Below are 22,641 nucleotides of genomic sequence, written 5' to 3'. Positions count from 1 at the left end.
TAGTTCTGACCTCAAGCCAAGTCAATAATAACTTTCATTTGACCGGGCGCTCGTGTTTTGCTTTCAACGGTTTAAGATTATCCCCGTTACTGCTTTGGATTCATTGTGTCATGGGCCTTCCGGCCACTGCCTGCTATCCTGCCGCCAGGCGCTGCTGGCGAAGGGCATTCACTCCGAGATAAATACTATAAAGGACATAGCCGTGGAACCCTGCACTGAGATACTCGCCGAGCATCAACAGCACCACCCCATCCAGCCCGTAGGCCACCATCCCGGCCACAAACGCCCAGAGCATCATCCGCCGTGCCAGCAGCCCGATGCCAACGAATATGCCTGCGCCGATCAGGTCGAAGACCAGGGCTAGACCCGGGCCTATCCCGCCAATTTGCTGCGCCACGGCGTCAGCGACTGCCGTGATCCCCAGCCCTAAAAAGAAGTGCCAGTGGCCGCCGAGATGCGCGGCAATCGAGTTGATCAGCGACAGCCCCGCGATCCAAAAGAACCAATTGGCTGAGCGGAAGACACGGTCGCGTACCTCGGCTGGCATCAACGCCGTATTCGGCTGTTGGTTCGTCGGCGCGTTTGCGTCAGCCAATATGGAAGGGCCATAAGAAGGCGGTGTCTTTGAATCAGGAGTTTCCATTGTCGTTTTCCTCAACCTGAGAATGAATGGTGATTGTTTCAGTGATCACGCAATATCGTGATCCCTTTATTGAACAGATCGGGGCCGCAGCCCTGGCGCTTCAGATTATCGGCTGAAGGCTTCGCACTACAGGCCAAACGAATCAGATGTGGAGCAGTCAGCTAGGGGCTGTAGGCCAAGGGCAGCTATTACACCTCAACGTGACGGCGGACACGATATAAGAAAACCCTCAACCGCGCAAGCCTGGATGAACTCTATCGGCTATCGCTTCGGGCTTCTGCCCGAGTTCACCCGCTCATTCGAGTTGACGCTTCAGCAGGAGGGAATAAAAATGGCAACTCTTCGCTCTGCACTTACAATGACCAATAAAAATAGGCAGGCTACCTCGCGCTAACGAGACGGCGTGGCCTGTGCAGATTTTACGCCGCCTGTTGGTTCAGACTTTGAAGCCAGGCTTCGGCCTCACGGCTGGTACGGAACCGATACCTCGGAATGCCAGATAATTCAGCCAGCCATTGCGGATAGTCTCGCCTTTTGATGCGATAAGATTTGACCGCATGGCGGAGGCCCGAAAGGGCCCTTTCGAGCGTCATCCGATTGCCTGACCAGGTCGGCTGCCGGGTTATCACCCAGTGAAAATTGCGGAAGACAATGCGACGACAAATGGTCAGCAAAGAATAGTCGAGCCAAATAATGCAATCCGCTCGACACCAGACGGATTCGCGCTCGTCGTCAAAGTTGCCATCCAGCACCCACGCTTCCTGACGGATGACCTCCCTGAGTTGCTGGCGAACTTTCTCTGATGAGGCCACTCTCCAGCCCGGCTCCCAATAAAAATGGTCTGAGGCAATAAAAGGCAGTCCCAAGCATTTTGCTACGCGCTGTGCCAGCGTCGACTTGCCCGCACCTGAGGTCCCGATCACTAAGATGCGTTTCATTCCGGCATCTCACTCCAGGCGGCCGACCGCCGCGCACCAGCGGGGCCGCGCATGCCACTCCGAGATTGATGAGAGACTCGCGTTCGCGGCCCCTGCTGTAGGCGCTTGTTCGGTGGCGTCATCAGCCAATCCCTTCTCCGTATTTCTCAACCTCATGATAACGGCTCGACTTAAAGATGGGAACAGAGCGGCTAAGTCAACGACGATTCCAGGCGGCTCTATTGCCACCCCCTATTCAATGTTGTATAGAAGTAGTCGGCCAAAGCAGGGAAAGGATCGATTGGCTCGCCTTCAGTCTCAGCAGGGCGCGGCACGGCGACCGTCATCATCGCCAATCAGACGACCTGCCAGATCACCGATCAGAACATGGCGAACAATGGCTGCCCGTGCCCGCTGTTGCCGATGGGCTCGAAGCGTTGAGCGCGGCGTTGCAATCGGCACAGGCGATCCGAGATAATGCCGCCGCAGCATCTGAGCCAAAGGAGACTCGACGCGATGAACGGAATCCCACAACCCGGCGACACGGTATTGAACTTCATTGATGGCCGCTGGCAACCTGCCGCTTCCGACAAGTGGACAGAGCGCTTCGACCCCGCGGATCGCAGCCTGCTTGCGGGCCGCGCCCCCGATTCCGCGGGAGAAGACGCGCGGCAGGCTATTGAAGCCGCCGCCCGCGCCTCTGCCGCGTGGCGCGCATGGCCGGCGCCGCGCCGCGGCAAGCTGCTGTTCGATTGGCTCGCCTGGCTTGAGGCCAACAAAGACCACCTGGCCATGCTGCTGACCCGCGAAGAAGGCAAGACGCTGGCCGAATCCGTCGGTGAAGTGCGCCGCGCGCTCGACATCCTTGAATACACGGCGGGGATGGGCCGGCGGCTCGGCGGGCGCGTCCTGCCTTCGGAAGACGAGAGTATTTTTTGTTACACGAACACGCAGCCGCTCGGCGTCGTCGGCTTGATCAGCCCGTGGAATTTCCCTGTCGCCATCCCCGTGTGGAAGCTGGCGCCGGCGCTGGTCGCCGGCAATACCTGCGTGTTGAAGCCGTCGCCGCTGACGCCGATGACCGCGGCCATGCTGGTGCGCGGCCTCGAAGAAGTCGGCCTGCCCGCGGGCGTCGTCAATCTGGTGCATGGCGATGCCGAGCCGGGCGAAGAATTGATTGCGAGCGACGTGGTGCGCGGCGTGTCGTTTACCGGCTCGACCAAAGTCGGCAAGCTGATCGCGCGCGCGGCAAGCGACCGCTTATTAAAATTGCAACTGGAGTTGGGCGGCAAGAACCCGCAGATCATCCTCGAAGACGCCGACCTCGACATGGCGGTGGCGGGCGCGGCGGCGGGCGCTTTTGGCGCAACCGGCCAGCGCTGCACGGCGACGAGCCGCGCCATCGTCGTCGGGAATATTTATGACCAGTTCCTTGAGCGGCTGGTCGCGCGCGCCGCCGCGTTTCGCACAGGGCCAGGCATGCAAACGGGCATCGAGATGGGGCCGCTGGTCGACGAGCGGGCGATGGCGGGTGTGGCGCGCTACATCGAATCGGGCCGCCGCCAACAGGCGCGCTTCTGCACAGGCGGTGAAGCGATGCAGGGCGACGGCCTGGAGCGCGGCTACTTCTTTCCGCCGACGGTTATCGAAGCGCAGCCCGACATGGAAATCGCCCGCGAGGAAATCTTCGGGCCGGTGCTGGCGGTGATCCGCGCCCGTGATCTCGACGAAGCGCTGCGGATTGCCAACGCGGTGCGCTATGGGTTAACGGCTTCGATCTTCACGCGCGACGTCGGGCGCGTCTTCCAGTTCGCCGAGCGCATCGAATCGGGCATGGTGCATGTCAACCGCCCGGGCGTCGGCGGCTATTCGCACGCGCCGTTCGGCGGCATCAAAGAGAGCGGTTACGGCGGGCGCGAAGTCGGCGACGCGGTGCTGGATTTCTACACAGAGGCCAAGACCGTCTACATCAACTACAAGTGAATGGCCCTAGCGCGCCCCGCTTCCGCCGCGTTCTGCCGGCGGTTAGACTGGTAAGCGATGGAGAAATTCCTGTTCTATCTCGCCGCCGTCACGGTCGCGGCTTACGTCCTCATGACGATTGATCTATGGCAGGGCAACCGGCGCATCCGCTCGCTGAAAGATATCGCGCCGCTCGAACAAACAGTGTGGCCGCGCGTCTCTGTCGTCATCGCGGCGCGCAACGAGGCCCGCCACATTGAAGAAGCCTTGCCGTCGGTGCTCAATCAAGATTACCCGCAGCTCGAAGTCATTGTCGCCGATGACCGCTCGACCGACGGGACGGGCGGCATCCTCGACCGCATGGCCGCAAGCGGCCTGCGGCTGCGCCCGCTGCACATCAGCGAGCTGCCGCCGGGCTGGCTCGGCAAGAATCACGCGCTCGACTTTGCGGCGCGGCAGGCGACAGGCGATTTCCTGCTATTCACCGACGCCGACATCGTCATGCATCCGACGGCGATAAGGCGGGCCGTGAGCTATGCCGAGCGTGAACGCCGCGACCACATTACGCTGGGGCCGGAAGGGCATATGCCGGGCGTGATGTTAAATGCTTTTCTCGGTGTCTTCGGCCTGTTCTTTGCGCTCTTCGCGAAACCCTGGAAGGCGGCGGACCCGCGCAGCTCGCGCTTCATTGGCATTGGCGCATTCAACCTGGTGCGGGCGGAAGCCTATCGGCGGATCGGCGGCCATCAAAAAATTCGCATGCGGCCCGATGACGACATGAAACTCGGCAAGGTGCTGAAGCAGAGCGGCTACCGGCAAGAGGTGTTGCATGGCGTCGGCATGATCTCTGTCGAATGGTACGCGTCGGTACGCGAGCTGATTGCCGGCACGGAGAAGAATTTCTTCGCGGGGCTTGAATACAGCCTGGCGCTGGTGGCGGGCGGGGCGCTGCTGCAACTCGTCTGGTTCCTCTGGCCTTTCGTCGGCGTGTTTGTGACGCATGGCGCGACGCGGTGGCTGAACCTGGCTTCGGTGTTGATCGTGATGGCCGGCTACGCGCGCGGCGCGCCGCTAGTCGGCGTGCGCCGCAGGTATGCCCTGCTCTTCCCCGTAGCGGTTTTGCTGTTCCTCTACCTGATGTGGAACGCGACGCGCAAGACGATACGCAATGACGGCATCAACTGGCGCGATACGCATTACTCGCTCGCCGAACTGAAGGCCAACAAGGTCTAGCCCTAGATTGACGCCTGCCATCGCCTCGTAGTTAAATAATCGCGCTTCCACACATCGCGCTAATCATCAGACTGGAGGTTTCGATGGCCGCACAAAATCCGACGACGCAATCCGCAACCGACGACCTAGTTGCCAAACAGCAAGAGTACATCTGGCCATGCGCCGCGACTTATTATAAAGAGCCAATCGCGCTCGAACGCGGCGAAGGCATGCACATCTGGGACACCGAAGGCAACCGCTATCTCGATTGCTTTGGCGGCGTGCTGACGACTTCGGTCGGCCACGCGCGCCCGGAAGTCGTCGAAGCCATCAGCCGTCAGGCCGGCGCCATCGCTCACACCTCGACGCTCTACATCAACCGCCCGCAGGCCGAGCTGGCCGCGAAAGTGGCCGGGATTACGCCGGGCCGCTTGCAGAAGAGCTTCTTCACGAGCAGCGGCACCGAAGCCGACGAGACCGCGATGGTGCTGGCGCGGCTCTATACAGGGCGCACCGAAATCATCGCCCTGCGCCATGCCTATCACGGGCGCTCGGTGATGAACATGACGGCGACCGGGCATTCGACGTGGAAGCACGGGCCGTCGCTGGTCGCCGGCATCGTCCACGCCCATGCGCCTTATTGTTATCGCTGCCCGTTCAACCTCAATCCCGAATCGTGCGCCCTGGAATGCGCCCGCGATGTCGAAGAGCTGATCCAGACTTCGACAACCGGTCAGATCGCCGCCTTCATCGCCGAGCCGATCATGGGAGTCGGCGGCTTCATCACGCCGCCGAAGGATTATTTCAAAGTGGTCACGGAAATCGTTCGCCGTTATGGCGGCATCTACATCTGCGACGAAGTGCAGACCGGCTGGGGACGCACGGGCGATCACTGGTGCGGCATCGAGCATTGGGAAGTCGAGCCCGAGGTGATGACCTTTGCCAAAGGCATGGCGAACGGCTCGCCCATCGGCTGCACGACGGCGGTGCCGGAGGTCGCCGACAAGTACCCGTCGCTGACGTTTTCGACTTTCGGCGGCAACCCGGTGAGCGCGGCGGCGGCGCTGGCGACGATTCGCGTCATCGAAGAGAACGACCTGCCGCGCAACGCCCGCGAAGTCGGCGGCTACCTGCGCGCGCGGCTCGAAGAACTGAAAGACAAGTATCCGGTGATTGGCGATGTGCGCGGCATGGGCTTGATGCAGGCGATTGAATGCGTCAAGGACCGCACGACCAAACAGCCCGACGCCGAATCGGTGGCGCGCGTCTTTGAAGAGACGCGGCGGCGCGGCGTGCTGATTGGCAAGGGCGGCCTGTACGGCAACATCATCCGCCTGGGGCCGCCGTTGATTGCCAGCAAAGCGGACATTGACGAGCTGGTCACGGCGCTCGACGGCGCGTTCGCGGCGCTGGGGTAGGCGAGCGGCGAATCGTTCGATCCCTGGCGACTGGCGCGGCTCGCGGATCGAGAGGTCAACTCATGAAAACGCTCATTCAGAACGGACGCATCGTCACGGCGGTCGATGATTACATGGCCGACGTGCTTGTCGAAGACGAAACCATCACGCTGATCGGCAAAAATCTTGCCCAGGTCGTCGGCGAAGTCGACAAGACGATTGATGCCACAGGCATGCTGGTCATCCCCGGCGGCATTGATCCGCATACTCACATGGAGTTGCCTTTCGGCGGCACCTCTTCGTCGGACGACTTCCACACAGGCACGCGGGCCGCCGCGCACGGCGGCACGACGACGATCATCGATTTCGCCGTCCAGTACAAAGGCGAGTCGCTCATTCAAGCCGTCGACAACTGGCACCAGAAGGCCGAAGGCAAGCCGGTCGTTGATTACGGCTTTCACCTGATCACCACGGATCTGCCCGACGAGAAGATTCCTGAGATGAAGCAGCTCATCCGCGAAGGCGTGACGAGCTTCAAAATGTTTATGGCCTACCCCGGCGTCTTTCTCGTAGACGACGCGACCATCTTCCGCGCCATGAAGGTCGCAGGCGGCAGCGGCGGCCTGATCTGCATGCACGCCGAGAACGGCATCGTCATCAACGAGATCATCCGCCACGCGCTCGCCGAAGGCCACACCGCGCCCAAGTACCATGCGTTGACCCGCCCGACCAAAGCCGAAGCCGAAGGCGTGCATCGCGCCATCGCCATCGCCGAGATGGCCGACTCGCCGGTCTACATCGTCCATCTCAGTTGTTATGACGCGCTCCAGGAAGTGCGCGAGGCGCGCGACATCGGGCTCCCGGCCTTCGCCGAAACCTGCCCGCAGTACCTCTTCCTCGATTACACGCATTATGAGCAGGAAGGATTCGAGGGCGCAAAGTACGTGATGACGCCGCCGCTGCGCGAGAAGTGGAATCAGGACAAGCTCTGGCAGGGACTCGCGGGCAATGATCTGCAAGTCATCTCGACCGATCACTGCCCGTTCTGTTTCAAGGAGCAGAAGACGCTCGGCCTCGACGACTTCACCAAGATTCCTAACGGCGGCCCCGGAGTCGAGCACCGCATGAGCCTGGTCTACAACGGAGGCGTCGTGGGCCGCCGGATCAGCGTCAACCGCTTCGTCGAATTGACCTCCACCGCCGCCGCCAGGCTCTTCGGCCTGTTCCCGCGCAAAGGCACTATCGCCGTGGGCAGTGACGCAGACATCGTCATCTTCGATCCCGAGCAGGAGCAGACGATCTCTGCGGCGACGCACCACATGAACGTCGACTACAGTTGTTATGAAGGGATGACGGTGCGTGGCGTCACCCGCACCGTCTTGTCGCGTGGTAGCGTGGTGATCGAAGACGGCGAGTATCGAGGCCGCCAGGGCGCCGGCCAGTTCCTGCGCCGCGGCGCCTTCAACGGCCCTTATTGACCGCGCTTCAATCGATCAGTCCCTGGCCGATGGTGTAGGCATCAGTGAAACGATCCAGGCCGTGCGAGCCGCCATTGACCAGCTTGCGCGCGGTCTTCAAGTCACCCGCGTTGAGTGCCTGCCTGATTTTCTGCTCTTTGCTCTTGATGAAGCTGGCCAGCAAGCGGGCGGCAATCGTCGGATCATTAGCGCGGTCGGGCACGCTGATCAAGTCCACGCCGATGGCGGCGCCGTGGACTTTGTAATTGCTGCGGCCAGTCAATTGGACGAAACCCCGGCCCTTGAAATTCGGACCGTCCGGTCGCCCTTGATTGCCGAGATCGCTGCGCTTGTCGTAGAGGTCGAAGGGCTGGCCGCCCTGCGAGGTGTTGAACCTCGACTTGAATTCGCTGATCGGCTCGAAGCTTTCGGTCTCGGCGCGAATGGTTCCCAACGCCATCAAGACCATGTTCTTGTCTGCCAATTCCGCCTCTTCAAGCGCCTGCAAAACGAAAGGCAGATGGGTGCGGATATTGGCGACGGGGGTCTGCGGGAACATCTTTGAGACCACATCGACCGTCACCTGCGGGATGACCGACGGGCCGACTTCAATGGGAAGATCGTCGGGAGCTTCAATCGTCAGGTCGAGCGCCGCAAGCGTTTGCGGCCCGGCGACCCCATCGGCCCCAAGCTGTTTGCTCTTCTGAAAGGCGATCACCGCGGCTTCGGTGCCCGGGCCGAAAACGCCGTCAATCACGCCGATATCGAACCCCAGGTCCTTGAGCCGCTGTTGCAGTTGGGCGACTGCCGCGCCAGAGGTTCCACGCTGTAAAGTCTGCATACTGACTGCCTCCTTTTGGCCATGTTAGATTCCATTGAACATATGAGTTTTAGCACAAAATATTTCATTGGCAAGCGCCATCGTTCCAGACGAGGCGCGCCGCCCGCCACAGTCAAATGCTGTTGACTAAAGGTCTATGCTTGACGCGATACTTAATTCAATGAGAGACTTTTACCTTTGTTGCTGCTCAACACGGCCCTGAAGGAGTAAATCATTATGTTTAATACAAGACGCTGGAATCGTCGCGTCGGTCTGCTTGTGCTTACACTGTTTGGCCTGACCAGCCTGGTCGCCTGGCATGGCAAGGCGTCTGACCGCGCCGCCGCCGATAACCCGCCTGCCGGGGCCGCTGCATCAAACGACGCGCAAACCCGCGCCCGGCTCGACGAAGCTTACGGCAAGCTGCCGCTGAGCTTTGAAGCCAACCGCGGCCAGGTTGCCCCCCGCGTCCAGTTCATCTCGCGCAGCAGCACCGCGACGCTTTTTCTCACCGCCGACGAAGCCGTGCTCGCCGTGTCGCCGCCGCACGCCGCGACTGCCGCCGTGCGCATGAAGGTGGTCAAGGCCAACCCGGCGGCTCGCCCCGAGGGCCTGGCGCCGCTCGCAGCCACGGCCAATTACTTCACCGGGCGCGACCCGAACCACTGGCATACCGCCGTGCCGACTTTCGCCCGCGTGCAGTATGGCGATATCTATCCCGGCATCAACCTTGTCTACTACGGCAATCAGCGGCAGCTCGAATATGACTTCGTCGTCGCGGCGGGCAGCGACCCCAGGCAGATCAAGCTGGGCTTTGCAGGCGCGCGGCGGCTGCGCATCAGCGCCGAAGGCGATCTGGTGCTGCGCGTGGCGGGCGGCGAGATGCGTTTTCACAAGCCGGCGGCTTATCAGGAGACGGACGGCGGCAAACAGATGGTCGAGGCGCGCTACCAACTGAAGGGGCGGCGCGTGGTGGGGTTTGTGTTGGGCGCTTACGATCACAGCAAACGGCTGGTGATCGATCCGGTCCTCAGCTATTCAACTTATCTCGGCGGCAACAACACGGATACAGGCCGGGGCATCACCCTGGACGCAAACGGCGACGCTTACATCGTCGGGATTACGGGTTCCTTTAACTTCCCGATCACGATTGATAGTTATGATTCGACCATCGCCAACGGCTCGGACGTGTTCGTGACCAAGCTCAAAGCGGATGGCACCGAGCTGGTCTATTCGACCTACATCGGCGGCACCTCACAGGACGAAGGGTATGGCATCGTCATCGATAGTGCCGGCAACGCCTACGTCACGGGCTCGACCGGCTCGGGCGACTTCCCGACGACGCCGGGGGCGTTTCAGGCCTCGACGCCCTCTGGGACTTCAACCCATGGCTTCGTCACGAAGTTAAACGCGGCGGGCACGGCACTGGTCTATTCGACCTACCTTGGTGGGTCAGGCACTGACCTGGCAAAGAGCATCGCGGTTGACTCGTCGGGCAACGCCTACGTCGTCGGCTATACCGCTTCGACCAGCTTCCCGACAACACCGGGGGCGTTTCAGACGACGTATATCGGCGGCGGCGGCCCTGCGGCGGATGCCTTTGTCACCAAACTGAACAGCACAGGCACGGCGCTGGTTTATTCGACTTTCCTCGGCGGCGCGGCCTCCGATCAGGCGAGCGGCGTTAAGGTCGATGCGTCCGGCAATGCCTACGTCACAGGCAACACGCTGTCGGGCAACTTCCCAACGACGGCGGGGGCGTTGCAGACCACGTATGGCGGCGTCGCCAGCAGTTATTACGGCGCCACGGGCGACGGCTTCGTCACCAAGCTCAACAGCACGGGCACGGCGCTCGCCTACTCGACCTATCTGGGTGGCCGCGGCGATGATGCCGGTTACGGCATTGAGGTGACGGCTGCGGGCGAAGCTTACGTGATTGGGCAGACCAACTCGGGCAACTTCCCGACGACGCCGGGCGTCGTGCGCGTCGGCGACGGCGGCATCGCCAAGTCCGCCAACAGCGGCGCGAGCTGGGCGGCAATCAATGCCGGCATCAACAACTTCACCATTCTGGCGCTGGCGGTCAATCCGCTGACGCCGGCGACGATCTACGCAGGGACTCAGAGCGCGACCAATGACAACAATACGTTGACCGGAGGAGTGTTCAGAAGCACGGACGGCGGCGCCAACTGGAGCGCGATCAACTCTGGCCTGACCGACCTCACGGTCAGATCGCTGGCGATTGATCCGGGCGCGCCGACGACGATCTACCTGGGGACGAACTCGCGCGGCGTCTTTAGAAGCACCGATGGCGGCGGCACATGGCGGGCGATCAACACCGGCCAGAACGGCATGGATGTCAACAGCCTGATGATCGATCCGAGCAACTCTTCGACGATTTACGCAGGCACTGACCAGGGCGTCTTCAAGACCACCAATGGCGGCGCCAACTGGGCAGCCCAGAACAACGGCCTGTCGCAGGGGACGTCCATCTACGCGCTGGCCATTGATCCGTTGACACCGGCGACAATTTACGCCGGCCTCACTTACGGCGACGTCTATAAGAGCACCAATGGCGGTGCCAGTTGGAGCCCCACCGGCCTTACCAACTCTGGCGTCAGGGCCCTGCTGATCGATGCGTCGGCGACTTCGACGCTGTACGCGGGAATGTGGAATGGCTTGTACAAGAGCACCGACGGCGGCCAAACCTGGAATGGCAGCAATAATGGCCTGCGCAACCGGTCGGTGAGCTCGCTCGCCCAGTCACCGAGCGATTCGACGGCGCTCTACGCCGGCACCGGCAACGGCGTTTTCAAGTCCATTGATGGCGGCAATCTCTGGGCGTCGGCGGGCGCGGGGCTAGCCGGCGCGGTCATTAACGCAATGGCCTTTGACCCGGCGACCCCCTCGACGATGTACTCGGGCAGCGAGAGCGGCCTCATGGATGCCTTCGTGACGAAGTTGAATGCGACGGGCGCTGCCCTGGTCTATTCCACTTACCTGGGCGGCAGCGGCGCGGATCAGGGATCGGCCATCGCCGCCGACAACGCCGGCAACGTCTACGTCACCGGCAACACGCTGTCCCTCAACTTTCCGACGACGACGGGAGGCTACCAGACGCTCGGCTACACCTACTCCCCCGACGCCTTCACCACCAAGCTGAATCCGACGGCGACCGCTCTGACCTACTCCTCTTACCTCGGCGGCAATGACTACGACTACGGCTATGGCATCGCCGTGGACGGGTCGGGCAGCGCCTACGTTACCGGCGCGACCGCATCGCGGAACTTCCCGGTCACGCCCAACGTGTTCCAGAACACGACGGGCAACCTCAATTACAACTCTTATTATGACGCGTTCGTTTCGAAGTTTGCGGTGACGCCGAGTGTGACCTCCGACCTCGCGATTACGATGACGGCGACGTCGAGCCCCGTCTCTGCGGGGGACAACCTCACCTATACCCTCACAGTCACCAACAATGGCCCGGACCGCGCCCTGTCCGTTGTCGTCCAGGATGACCTGCCGTCGACGGTCAACCCCAGCTCATGCAATTCCTCGACGGCGAGTTGCACGACTGTCGGCCACAGCATCACCTTCAGCCTCAGCACGCTGGAGCCGAGCGCCTCGGCGACCATGATGGTCTACGGCTACGTCAGTTGCACGGTCCAGAACGGCGCGTCGCTCATCAATACGGCGACGGTTACGGCGTCGGGCACAGACTCCATACCCAACAACGATACGGCAACGACAATCTTGACGGCGACCAACCCGCCGGCATCGTTGTCGCCGAACCTTCAGACGGTTGCGGTCGGCGGCGGCAACGGCTCGGTGAACGTCTATCGTGGCGTCCCGTGTAACTGGACATCGATCAGCAATGCGCCGTGGATCACCATTACCTACAGCAGCAATTATGGCAACGGCTTCGTCAACTTTACGGTGGCGGCCAATAGCGATGCGGCGCGTCAGGGCACGATGACCATCGCCGGCCAGACCTTTACGGTTTATCAGGCGGGAGCATGCAGCGCCGCGCCGGCGAGCAGCAGCGCGGTATTCAACACCCATGCCAGCGCGGGCTCGGTGACGATCAACGCCGCCAGCGGTTGCAACTGGAACGCCGCCAGCAACACGCCCTGGATCACCATCACCTCGGGCGCCAGCGGCTCGGGCAATGGCACAGTCAACTATTCGGTCACCGCCAACACGACGGGCGCTCAGCGAGTCGGCACCATGACGATTGCCGGACAGGCCTTCACCGTCACGCAGGCTGGCACGCCGCCGGTCAAACTCAACTTCGACGACGACCTGAAGTCCGAGATCGGCTATTACCGCAACGGTCTGTGGGGCTTCCTCAAATCGTCGGAGAGCTTCAACATCGGGTTCTTCTATAGCTGGGGCGGGGCGGGGCGCGCGCCCATCGTCGCCGACTTCGACGGCGACGGCAAGGTTGATCTGGCCTACATCGAGCCGCCCGCCGGCAACCAGAGCGCGAGCTATGCGATTCTGCTGTCGAGCCATGGCTACAGCTTTGCGGCAGGCCAGCCGCTGTTCGTGCCCGCAGGTTACCCGTCAGTCGGCGATACGCCGGTCGTCGGTGATTTTGATGGCGACAACAAGGCCGACCCGGCCATCTGGCGCTCGTCACAGGGCGTCTGGATTATCCCGGAATCATCGTGGAACTATACGCAATACATCTTCAGCCAGTGGGGCCAGTCGGGCGACACGCCGGTTGTCGGCGACATCGATGGCGATGGCCGCGCCGACCTCGGGTACTACCACGATGGCGTGTGGGCTTTCCTACAGTCCTCGCAAGGCTACAGCTACGGCAGCCCGCGCTTCTTCAACTGGGGCAGGGCGGGACGTGCGCCCATCATCGCCGACTTTGACGGCGATGGCCTGAGTGATCTGGCTTACATCGAGCCGCCCGCCGGCAACCAGAGCGCGAGCTATGCGATTCTGCTGTCGAGCCATGGTTACAGCTTCGCGGCGGGCCAGCCGCTGTTCGTGCCCGCAGGTTACCCGTCACTCGGCGATACGCCGGTCGTGGCCGACTATGACGGTGATGGCAAGGCCGACCCCGGCATCTGGCGCGCCTCGCAAGGCGTCTGGATCATCCCGACGTCGTCGTCCAACTATACCAACTATATCTTCAGGCAGTGGGGGCAGGCGGGCGACGTCGCCGTGCCGAACACACTGAGTCAGCAGTAAGCGCCGGGCGGCGGCGGCTTTTGCTTTTTGCGGTTCAGATTAGGTAGCTTGTAGGTGTGAGCCATCTCGTCGCGCAGATCAAAGAAGCCGCCCGCCGCCTCGGCTTTGAAGTCGCCGGCATCACTTCGGTCGCGCCGCTTGCGGACGACGAGCGGCGTTATCATTCATGGATGGAAGCCGGCTTTGCCGCCGATATGGGCTATATGACGCGGCGGCCCGAATTGCTGGCACATCCCGGCGCGCTTGTACCCGACGCCCGCTCGCTCGTCACCCTGGCGGTGAACTATTACGCCGAAGCGCCGCCTTTCACTCACGAGAGCCGTTACGGTCGCGTGGCGCGTTACGCCTGGGGATTGGATTATCACGATGTCGTCAAGTCGCGGCTGCGGGCGCTTACGGCAGAGATCGAGGCGCTGGCCGGGCGGCCCCTGCACGCCCGCTGCTTCGTGGACGCGGTGCCGTTGCTTGAGCGCGCGGCGGCGGCGCGCGCCGGCATCGGCTTCGTAGGCAAAAATACAAACCTGCTAGACCCGCGGCGCGGCTCGTGGTTCTTCCTCTCAGAGATTCTGCTCGACCTGGAATTGCCCGCGGACGACCGACCGGTCGGCGTCAGTTGCGGCACCTGTCACCGCTGTCTCGCCGCCTGCCCGACCGATGCCTTTGCCGGGCCGTACCAGTTGGACGCGCGGCGCTGCATCTCTTACCTGACGATTGAGCACAAGGGAGCGATTCCGCTAGAGTTGCGCGCAGGTCTCGGCGAATGGGTGTTCGGCTGTGACGCCTGCCAGGAGATGCGCCCCGAAACCGGCAGGCGGGGTCCGCTGCCGGTGATCGTGCGGGGGGAATCGGCATCGGTCTGTCCCTTCAACCGTTTTGCGAGCGAAACCGAATGGCGAGAGTTTCACCCTGAAGCCGGCGTCGGGCCGCGCCTTGATCTGGTCGAAGCTCTGTCCATCGCCACCGACGCCGAGTTTCGCGCCCGTTTCAAAGGCACGCCGCTTCTGCGCCCAAAGCGGCGCGGCCTGCTGCGCAATGCGGCAGTCGCTGCGGCCAATGTCGGTTGCACGGCGGCGGTTCGGGCGCTCGTCGAGCGCGTGACCTCTGACCCTGAGCCGCTGATCCGCGCTCATGGATTGTGGGCGCTGGCGCGGCTGGCAGCAGACAAAGCTGCGCCGCTCATCGAGCGCGTTTTGAATGATCCCGACCCAATGGTGCGCGATGAAGCCCGGCAGTTAAAGGATGGCTGTCCTTCGTCCGTCGTTTCTGATCAATAAAAAGCGGCGGGAGAGATGCCGCCTTTTATTGCTCGCATGAGGGTAAGAGGCGAGCGTGCAACGAAAGAAAGGCTGACATCGGTAACTCTCCCGCCGACAACCCCGTCCCGCGGCACCGGTTCGCAACCGGGCGTCCCCAGGCGGGTTGGAGGTGATTAATTGGAGGAACTTTCTCTGGTCCCTCAATAGGGATAGACGCAAAAGAAAGCCAATCCTTGCGGAATTTTTGTCTTTTACTTGTTGTAATTTTTGCCACAATCGGGGCCGCGCTTCATTCTTGAAGCACGGCGGTGCGAAACAGCGGCTGGCCGGCGAGCGCCACATAGAAGCTGTAAACCGCCACCGCCACCGCCAGCCCCAGCGTGATGTACATGCCCTGGGCATACCAGCTCGACCAGTTTGTCGTGACCACGTAATGAAAGCTCAGGTTGAAGAAGAATTGAAACGCGATGGTCGTCAGCAACCCGAATCGCGCCACCGCGACGACGATCAGCGTCGCAATCACCGGCGGCACGACCCACAGGGCGAGCGGACTGGGCGCGATAAATGCCAGGCCATTTACCGTAGCAATTAACGTCCATAATACCGCGATGGCGAGCCATTGCCGACGCAGCAGGATATAGAGCAACAAGAGCAGAAAGAGGAATCCCAGTCCGCTGAGCAGCCATTGCAAGACGCTGTCGCTCAGCAGCAGCATGGCCAGCCGGCGCGACCCTTCGAGCATCGCCCCGTCCGCCCCCGGCGCCGGTTTTCCCTTCAGCCCCATCAGCTTGAGCATCATCATCCCCGAATAGATGGACAGCGTATGGCCGAGCCCCAGAAGGCTGCCGACCAGCACATCGCGCCCGACCATCGGGTCGCGGAAATCGCCCGCCAGCAGCCGGCTCCAGGAGATCAGCAGGCGCGGCCAGCGCCGCCGCACGTAAGGCTCAAGCGCCATATAGATCATCCATAAGAAGGCCGCCGCCAGCAGCGACCAGCCGGCGGCTTTCGCTAAGAGGCTCAGCTCACCGCCGAGCGTCGGAATGTGATGCACGCCACAAAGCAAGCCGATCAAGGTGGTCGCAAAAACCGTGAGCGCCAGCTTGGACGCGCCGCGCCGGTCGCCGCGCCCCAATCGCAGGTTGCGCCGCGCCAGCAAGGTGGCGGCGACGAGCGAAGCGAAAAAGACCGCCGACATAATCACGCCGGCAGCCCGGCGGCTGGCCTGAGACGTGACCTCTTCTTGCCGCGTCGCCGTCGTCCACGGAAAGATCACCTGGAAGTAAACCAGCCGCCCGCGATGAGCCGCCGCCTCGACGCGGATGGGAAGCTCCGGGCGCTCAGCAAATGTTCCCGCCCAGGCCATCCGCGTATCAGCAAACACCAGCGGCGTCCACTCGGAATCGGTCGCGGTCAACCGCGCAGGGTCGAGCCCGGCGTCAGCAAGCAGCCCGCCCCAGTCGGGCGCGGCGTTCCGCGGCGCGTAGGGTTCGAGCTGCGGCGGCGCGGCATGAAATTCGAGCAGCCGCCCGCGTGTATCGAGAATGATATTGACCATGCCGGCGACTTCAAGCGGCGGGTCCGCCGGCCCGACTCCGTTATCGCCGAGCGCTTCGAGCGGGCGCGGGCTTTGCCGATACCAGAAGTAATAAACTGCCGGCTGGCCGCTCTCGAGCTTGTCGGCAAATCCGAGCGCCGGCGACTGGGTGGCATAGTGGTAGGCGATCAAGTCGTCGCCCATGCCGTAAGCCATATCAGCGGGGGCGCCGTCGTATGCCAATTTGCCGACGATGCCGCGAGCGCGGTCGGCCAGCACTTCGGGCGACTTTTCGAGCGGCACGCGGTTGTGCAGGGCGATCTTGCTCGAAAGCCAGATGGCGGCGGCCAGCTCAAGCGCAAACAGCGTCAGGCAGATGATCGCGACGGTGGGCCGCAATGCGCCTTCGCGAGGCGCGGCGGCGACCATCTCCGGCGAAGGGGTTTCGCCCGCCGCCAGCGCCGCCGCCAGCGGATCGCTGCCCGGCAACGCCACCGCGACCTGTGTGACCGACGTCGGGCGCGATAATGGGTCGCGCTCCAGACAGCGCCGGATGACGCGCTCGACCAGCGGGTCCACGTCTTTCACATAATCAGAGATGCTCGGCGGCGAGCCGGACTGCTGCTGGCGCATCAGCTCTTCGACGGTCGTCGCTTCAAAGGCTTTCTTGCCGGTGAAGATTTCGTAAAGCACGAGGCCGAGTGCGTAGAGGTCGCTGCGCCGGGTGACTTCGCGCCCGGCGAGCTGTTCGGGAGCCATGTAAGCGGGTGTGCCGGCGCGCACTTCGTTGCCGTGAAAGTCGTCGGCCAGCCCGGCCAGGCCAAAGTCGGTGATGCGCGCCTTGCCGCGCCCATCGATCATGACATTGGCCGGTTTAAGATCGCGATGCAGCACGCCTTCGTCGTGCGCCGCCTGGAGCCCTGCGCAGAGCTGGCGGGCGATCTCGGTCGCTTTGTCGGCGGGCAATCGCCCGATGCGGCGCAATAGCGACGACAGGTCTTCGCCGTCAATGTATTCCATGCTCAGGAAGTGATGGCCGCCGACTTCGCCGATGTCAAAGACGCGACAGACGTTCGGGTGCGAAATCTGCCGCGCGATACGCACCTCGCGGTGAAAGCGTTCAAGCATGGCCGCATCTCTGGCGACGCTTTCGGGCAAAAACTTGAGGGCGACCGGCTGGCCCAATTTCAGGTCGTCGGCGCGATAGACTTCGCCCATGCCGCCGCGCCCGAGCAACCCGATGATGCGATAACGCGTAGCCAGAACCGTGCCGGGGATGAAGCGCGCTTCGCCGGTGACGGGTGGCGGCGGAAAGAGCTTGACCGCGTCATGCACGAGCGTCGAGATGAACTGGCCGGTCGGCTGCTGATGCGCGAGCAGCGATTCGACTTCGCGGCGCAATGCCGCGTCATCGCCGCAGGCGTCATCGAGAAAAGCGGCGCGCGCTTCGGGCTCGCGCTCAAGCGCTGCTTCGAAGAGCGTTTCAACTTGTTTCCACTTTTCGGGTGTCATCATGCGCTTGAGGTTACGTTTGATTCATCTCGCGGTGCAGCCAGGCTTCAGCCATGCGCAGTCGGCGGCGCACCGTGGCCACAGAGACATGTTCGACTTCGCCTATCTCTTCGATGCTCAAGCCGCCGAAGTAGCGCAGCTCGACGCTGCGGCTGCGCTCCGGGTCAAGCTCGGCAAGCCGCTGCAAAGCATCATCAAGGGCGACCAGCTCCGCGGCGCGCTCGACCGAAAAGATGGCCGCCTCGCTGAGCGACACAGGCGTCTGGCCGCTGCCGCGCTTGGCCGCGTTGTGACGGCGCGCGTGGTCAACCAGGATTTCGCGCATCAAGCGCGCTGCGACGCCGAAGAAATGCGCGCGGTTCTGCCAGTCCTGATTCCCATGACCGAGCAGCCGTATGTAGGCTTCGTTGACCAGCGCCGTCCCCTGTAGCGTGTGATTGCGGCGCTCGCCGCGCAAGTAACCGTTCGCCAGCCGCCTGAGCTCGTCATAGACGAGCGGCGTCAGGCGGTCGAGCGCGCCGCGGTCGCCGTTGCGCCAGTCGGCGAGCAGTTGGGTGATTTCAGCCGGCGACCGTGTGGGCATATCTTCTCACAGGTGGCGTCGCGTAGCGGGCTTGAGCCCGCCAGAGCATATTCACTGGCCGGGCCGAAGTCAACGACGAAGCCGCCCGCCGCTCAGGTCGAAGATTCTCCGAGCCAGCCGCGCTCGCCTAATCGTCGCGAAGTGGGCGGGCGCCTGGCTACAGAGCCGCCGGCGCGCTTTGCGATTGATGACCGCTGCAATTCGGAAAGGCAAAGCCACACCAGAATAATCAACAGCACCGCGCCGATGATGGCGGCGGCATTGGCATACATATCGATCAAGGTTTCGAGCATCTCGATCAGGTGATTGCCCGACGCTTGCAGGTAAGGGTAAGGCGTGTTGAGCATGAGTTCTCCTCGCGCGGCGCGCCGCTAGATTCTCTCCGTCCACCTGTACATGCGTATTCGCTCGGCGAAACCGCTCAGGCCGAGCGATTGGCTTGCGGTCGGTTGCCAGGGCTATTGGGATAGACGCCGTTGATACGTCGCCGGGGCGGTGATAGGATTGCCGCCGCGCTGAAAATCCGAAGCCGTCCGCTCGGCTGGTTTTCGATGAGGCGCATGGATATGGACGACGAGATTCGAGCGCTGATGCAGCCATTCGCGGCGCATGGCGCGCCGCCGGCATCTGGAAGTGAGGGGTGAGAGGTGAGGGGCGAATGAGTGACAAGTGACAAGTGACAAGACATTGTCACTGCGGCATCCCGACAAGCTCAGCTTGCGAAATCCCTCTTGTCACTTGTCACTCGTCACTTGTCACTATTTGATTCTGAGCGTGCCCGACAGGCCGAAGACGCTGGAGTCGCTTGAATCGGCGATGCGCACGACGACATCGCGTGACTTGGGCTTGCGGGCGGTCACGTTGAAGCTGCCGGCGCTGGCATCAACGCTCGTCGCCAGCGGCGTCCAGGTGGCGCCGCCATCGCGCGAGATACTGATGTCAACGCGGCTGATGCTGCCGGTGATTGACCAGGTGACATTATAGTTCTGGTTCTTGCGCCAGAGGTCGCCGCTCGCCGGCGAAGTCACGGCAATTGTCGCGCGCGGCTGCGGTGTGATGGCGTTCAACTGGAAAGAATAAACCGAGCGGTCGTTCGAGCCGACGAAGACACGATCCGCGGTCACGGAAACTCCGCCCCACATCGCGCCGCGCTGCGCGCTCCAGACAGTCGCGCCGCTCTCTGCATCATAAGCCCGCAACAACCCGTCCGCGCCGCCGCTGAAGACCAGGCCGTTGGCGACCGCCACCGCGCCGGTGACCGGTTTGGCCTGCGGCTGTTCCCAAACGATCTGGCCGAGGCGCTGTTCGAGCGCCACGATTTTGCCGGTGCCGTCAGCGATGCGCGCGCCGAAGAAAATCTTGCCATTGGCCGCCGCCGCCGAGGCGATGATGCCGGTATCGCCTGAAGCGTCGGTTACGCGCGTTGACCAGAGCAGCTCACCCGTGTCGCGCCGCACCGCATAGCAGTAGCCGTCTTTCGAGCCAATCGCCAGCGCCGGCTGTCCCGACACATCAAACAAGACGGGCGAAGCGCCGAAGTCGAGGTTTTCGATGTCGCGATTGCGCGCCGTGTTTTTGAACTGCCAGGCAATCGTGCCGTTGTCGGCGTTGAAGGCGAGAATCGAATCGCCATAGGTGTCCGTGCCTTCGCAGAAATTGCCCGACGCGACGAAGACCAGGCGGCGCTGCGGGTCGGCGGCAAACGATGACCAGACGCCCGCGCCGGTGCTGCCTTCGGGCGCGGTATAGGTGCGCCACAACTCCGTGCCGTCCGTGGCGCTCAGGCACAGGACGGTGCCGCGCACGCACGGCGCGTCACAGTGCGAGGCCAGGCCGACATAAATCTTGCCGTCGAAGACCAGCGGCGATGACCACAGGTGCCAGCCTCTTGAGGCGTCGGCCAGTTGTGTGCGCCAGATCACACTTCCGTTGCCGGCGTTGACCGCGTAGAGCGAGCAGTTGGCAGCGCCGAAATAGAGGCGGCCATCTACAATCGCGGCAGTGCTATCTATGCCATAGGTCAGATCACAGTTGCTGGTCACCTGACCGGTCTGAAGGCTCCAGACCACCTGGCCGTCGGCTTCGCGCAGCGCGTACATTCGCCCATCCCATGAGCCGACGTAGACCATGCCGCCCGCTACCACTGGCGTGCCGGTGACGATGCCGCCGGTCTGATAGCCCCATGCCTGCCTGAGGTTCGCAATGTTCGAGGCGCTGATGTTCGAGGCAACCGCATAGCCTGTGTGCGCCGCGTCGCGCTGGTACATCGGCCACTCGGCGGCGGCGTTGATTGAAAGCGCGCCGATGGTCGCATTATCGATCCGCCCATTCATGGCGACAAAGACGGTGTCGGCAATCAGCGGATAGGTGGGCCGTTTCTGGCTGACGTAGATCAGACTGCCATTCTGATAATACTTAACGACGCCGTTCTCGTCGGCGATGCGGAAAATGTCGCCGGTGTTATAGCGCACTTCCCACTTGTAGACGTTATTCTCGCGCACCTCTGCGACGTTATAGTCGGTGATCTTGAAAGCGAAATCGATCTCCGCGAAGTCCGTGCCGATAGCGGCGTGGGTCAGGCCGGTGAAGAGCAGGCGGTTGGTCTGCGCCGGGGTGAATTCGTAATAGGCGTCGCCGGCGGCAATCGTCTGTTGTGAGCGCGCCGCCGCGTCGGCGGTGTCATCGCGCCCGCCGGTCTTTTCCAGGCTGCCGCTGTTCGCCGTGCAGTTAATCCGGTTGACCCAGGCGACCGTTTGCGACGCGGATTGCCCCGTGGTGCGGGACACGAGAGCCACTGAAAGCATCAGGGTGACGGTAAGTAGTGCAATAACCCGTTTGCGCATAGTCGAAGTCATGCTCCATCGCTTGAAGGTCTCGCTCGCCGGCGCGGGCCACCTCGACGTGGCGCGCATTTCTAGCCGTTGAGCGAGGCTGCATCACGCAGCCTGTCTCCTGGAAGAAATGGTCAATGCGCAAGAAATTCCAAAGTCTCACCTACACAGGGAGTCTTGATGTAGCGCAAGGCGGTTAGATTGCGCAGTGGCTCGCGCAAGCTAACCGCCTTGCGCTACAAGATCGACACCACCTTAAAGCATGCCGAGGCGACTTGACGGGCGCGCGGCGAGCAATGAGAATGGAGCCATCCCCGTTTTGGCGAGCCGCGGTATTGGGAGTCCCACAATGCAAGAGTACATTTCTCGTTTCGGCGATCATTTGAAGTATGAGCGCAACGTCAGCGAGCACACGCTGCGCAATTACATGAGCGACCTCGAACAGTTCCTCGATTTCATCTGCCCTGTAGACGCATCGGGCAGCCGCCGCGAGGTCGACGTCAAGCAGATCGATCACATCACCATCCGCGAATACCTCTCGCGGCTTTACCAGGAGAAGCGCAAGAAGACTTCTATCGCCAGGAAGCTGGCGACGCTGCGGACGTTCTTCAAGTTTCTCTGCCGCGAGCAGGTCTTAGAGATGAACCCGGCGAAGCTGGTTTCGAGCCCGCGGCTCGAAAAGAAGCTGCCGAAGGTGATGCAGGTCGAAGAGGTCATCCGCTTCATCGAAACGCCCGACACCGACACGGTCCTGGGCAAACGCGACCGCGCCATCCTGGAGATGCTCTATGCGACCGGCTGCCGCGTCGCCGAGCTGGCGGGGATGAATCTCGACGATGTCGATTTCAGGAACGAGACGGTGCGGCTGCGCGGCAAGCGGCGCAAAGAGCGCATCGTGCCGTTCGGCTCGAAAGCCAAAGAGGCGTTGCAAATTTACCTCGGCGTGCGCGGCGAATTGCTCATCGAAGCGACAGAGTCTGAGCGCGACGTGCTGGCGCTCTTCTTGAATTACCAGGGCACGCGCATCACGACGCGCTCGGTGGCGCGCATGCTCGACAAGTACGTCAAGGAATGCGCGCTGGCGCACGGCGTCAGTCCGCACGCGCTGCGTCACTCGTTTGCGACGCACCTGCTGTCGGCGGGCGCCGACCTGCGCTCGATTCAAGAGCTGTTGGGTCACGCGCGATTGTCGACAACGCAAATCTACACGCAGGTTTCCGTCGAGCAACTGATGCAGGTCTACGACAAGGCCCACCCGAAGGCGTGATGCGGGGACACGGCGACGCGGAGACGCGGCGAGGGAATACGA

At 62.4% G+C, this 22,641-nt stretch carries 14 protein-coding genes; 7 read left to right on the top strand and 7 right to left on the bottom strand.

The annotated features are described in order from the left end of the window. Positions 1–133: 133 nt before the first annotated feature. Entirely contained in the window at positions 134–643 is a 510-nt protein-coding gene (locus tag VJ464_23190) for a hypothetical protein (protein HKQ08050.1), read from the bottom strand. Between the two features lie 419 nt (positions 644–1,062). Then, positions 1,063–1,581, bottom strand: coding sequence for a shikimate kinase (locus VJ464_23185; GenBank protein HKQ08049.1), 519 nt, complete (start codon positions 1,579–1,581; stop codon positions 1,063–1,065). A 495-nt stretch (positions 1,582–2,076) separates the two neighbouring features. Here VJ464_23185 and VJ464_23180 point away from each other — a divergent pair, with 495 nt between their 5' ends. The 4 genes from VJ464_23180 (at position 2,077) to hydA (ending at position 7,609) form a co-directional block, all read left to right on the top strand. Next, positions 2,077–3,543 carry an aldehyde dehydrogenase family protein gene (locus VJ464_23180; protein ID HKQ08048.1) on the top strand — a complete coding sequence of 489 codons (1,467 nt, stop codon included), beginning with the start codon at positions 2,077–2,079 and terminating at the stop codon, positions 3,541–3,543. Positions 3,544–3,600: 57 nt separating this feature from the next. Next, positions 3,601–4,755: a glycosyltransferase family 2 protein gene (locus tag VJ464_23175; protein ID HKQ08047.1), complete on the top strand. Its 1,155-nt coding sequence runs from the start codon at positions 3,601–3,603 to the stop codon at positions 4,753–4,755. Positions 4,756–4,838: 83 nt separating this feature from the next. Beyond that, positions 4,839–6,152, top strand: a complete 1,314-nt coding sequence (locus tag VJ464_23170; protein ID HKQ08046.1) for an aspartate aminotransferase family protein — start codon at positions 4,839–4,841, stop codon at positions 6,150–6,152. A 62-nt stretch (positions 6,153–6,214) separates the two neighbouring features. Further along, positions 6,215–7,609: a dihydropyrimidinase gene (gene hydA / locus VJ464_23165; protein HKQ08045.1), complete on the top strand. Its 1,395-nt coding sequence runs from the start codon at positions 6,215–6,217 to the stop codon at positions 7,607–7,609. A 7-nt stretch (positions 7,610–7,616) separates the two neighbouring features. Here the strand turns inward: hydA and VJ464_23160 are convergent, their stop codons facing one another. Continuing rightward, positions 7,617–8,429: a peptidoglycan-binding protein gene (locus VJ464_23160; protein HKQ08044.1), complete on the bottom strand. Its 813-nt coding sequence runs from the start codon at positions 8,427–8,429 to the stop codon at positions 7,617–7,619. 216 nt (positions 8,430–8,645) lie between these two features. On the opposite strand from VJ464_23160, the gene VJ464_23155 reads away from it, so the two are divergent. Continuing rightward, a complete protein-coding gene (locus VJ464_23155) occupies positions 8,646–13,613 on the top strand; it encodes an SBBP repeat-containing protein (protein ID HKQ08043.1) in 4,968 nt (1,655 codons plus the stop codon). A 56-nt stretch (positions 13,614–13,669) separates the two neighbouring features. After that, a complete protein-coding gene (queG, locus tag VJ464_23150; GenBank protein HKQ08042.1) occupies positions 13,670–14,887 on the top strand; it encodes a tRNA epoxyqueuosine(34) reductase QueG in 1,218 nt (405 codons plus the stop codon). Positions 14,888–15,158: 271 nt separating this feature from the next. Here queG and VJ464_23145 read toward each other — a convergent pair whose 3' ends face one another. The 4 genes from VJ464_23145 to VJ464_23130 form a co-directional block, all read right to left on the bottom strand. Then, complete coding sequence (locus VJ464_23145; GenBank protein ID HKQ08041.1) at positions 15,159–17,921, bottom strand: serine/threonine-protein kinase; 2,763 nt, start codon at positions 17,919–17,921, stop codon at positions 15,159–15,161. A gap of 10 nt (positions 17,922–17,931) precedes the next feature. After that, positions 17,932–18,501: a sigma-70 family RNA polymerase sigma factor gene (locus tag VJ464_23140; GenBank protein ID HKQ08040.1), complete on the bottom strand. Its 570-nt coding sequence runs from the start codon at positions 18,499–18,501 to the stop codon at positions 17,932–17,934. A 92-nt stretch (positions 18,502–18,593) separates the two neighbouring features. Beyond that, a complete protein-coding gene (locus VJ464_23135) occupies positions 18,594–18,848 on the bottom strand; it encodes a hypothetical protein (GenBank protein ID HKQ08039.1) in 255 nt (84 codons plus the stop codon). A 411-nt stretch (positions 18,849–19,259) separates the two neighbouring features. After that, positions 19,260–21,296 (bottom strand): PQQ-binding-like beta-propeller repeat protein, encoded by a 2,037-nt coding sequence (locus VJ464_23130; protein HKQ08038.1) that lies wholly within the window; start codon positions 21,294–21,296, stop codon positions 19,260–19,262. Positions 21,297–21,681: 385 nt separating this feature from the next. Between VJ464_23130 and xerC the strand changes: the two genes are divergently transcribed. After that, positions 21,682–22,599 carry a tyrosine recombinase XerC gene (gene xerC, locus VJ464_23125; GenBank protein HKQ08037.1) on the top strand — a complete coding sequence of 306 codons (918 nt, stop codon included), beginning with the start codon at positions 21,682–21,684 and terminating at the stop codon, positions 22,597–22,599. Positions 22,600–22,641 lie beyond the last annotated feature (42 nt).

The organism is Blastocatellia bacterium (assembly GCA_035275065.1).
In the GTDB taxonomy this organism is placed as follows: Bacteria; Acidobacteriota; Blastocatellia; order UBA7656; family UBA7656; genus DATENM01.
The sequence above is the reverse complement of the archived record's forward strand: the minus strand, read 5'-3'. Positions and strand labels throughout refer to the sequence as shown.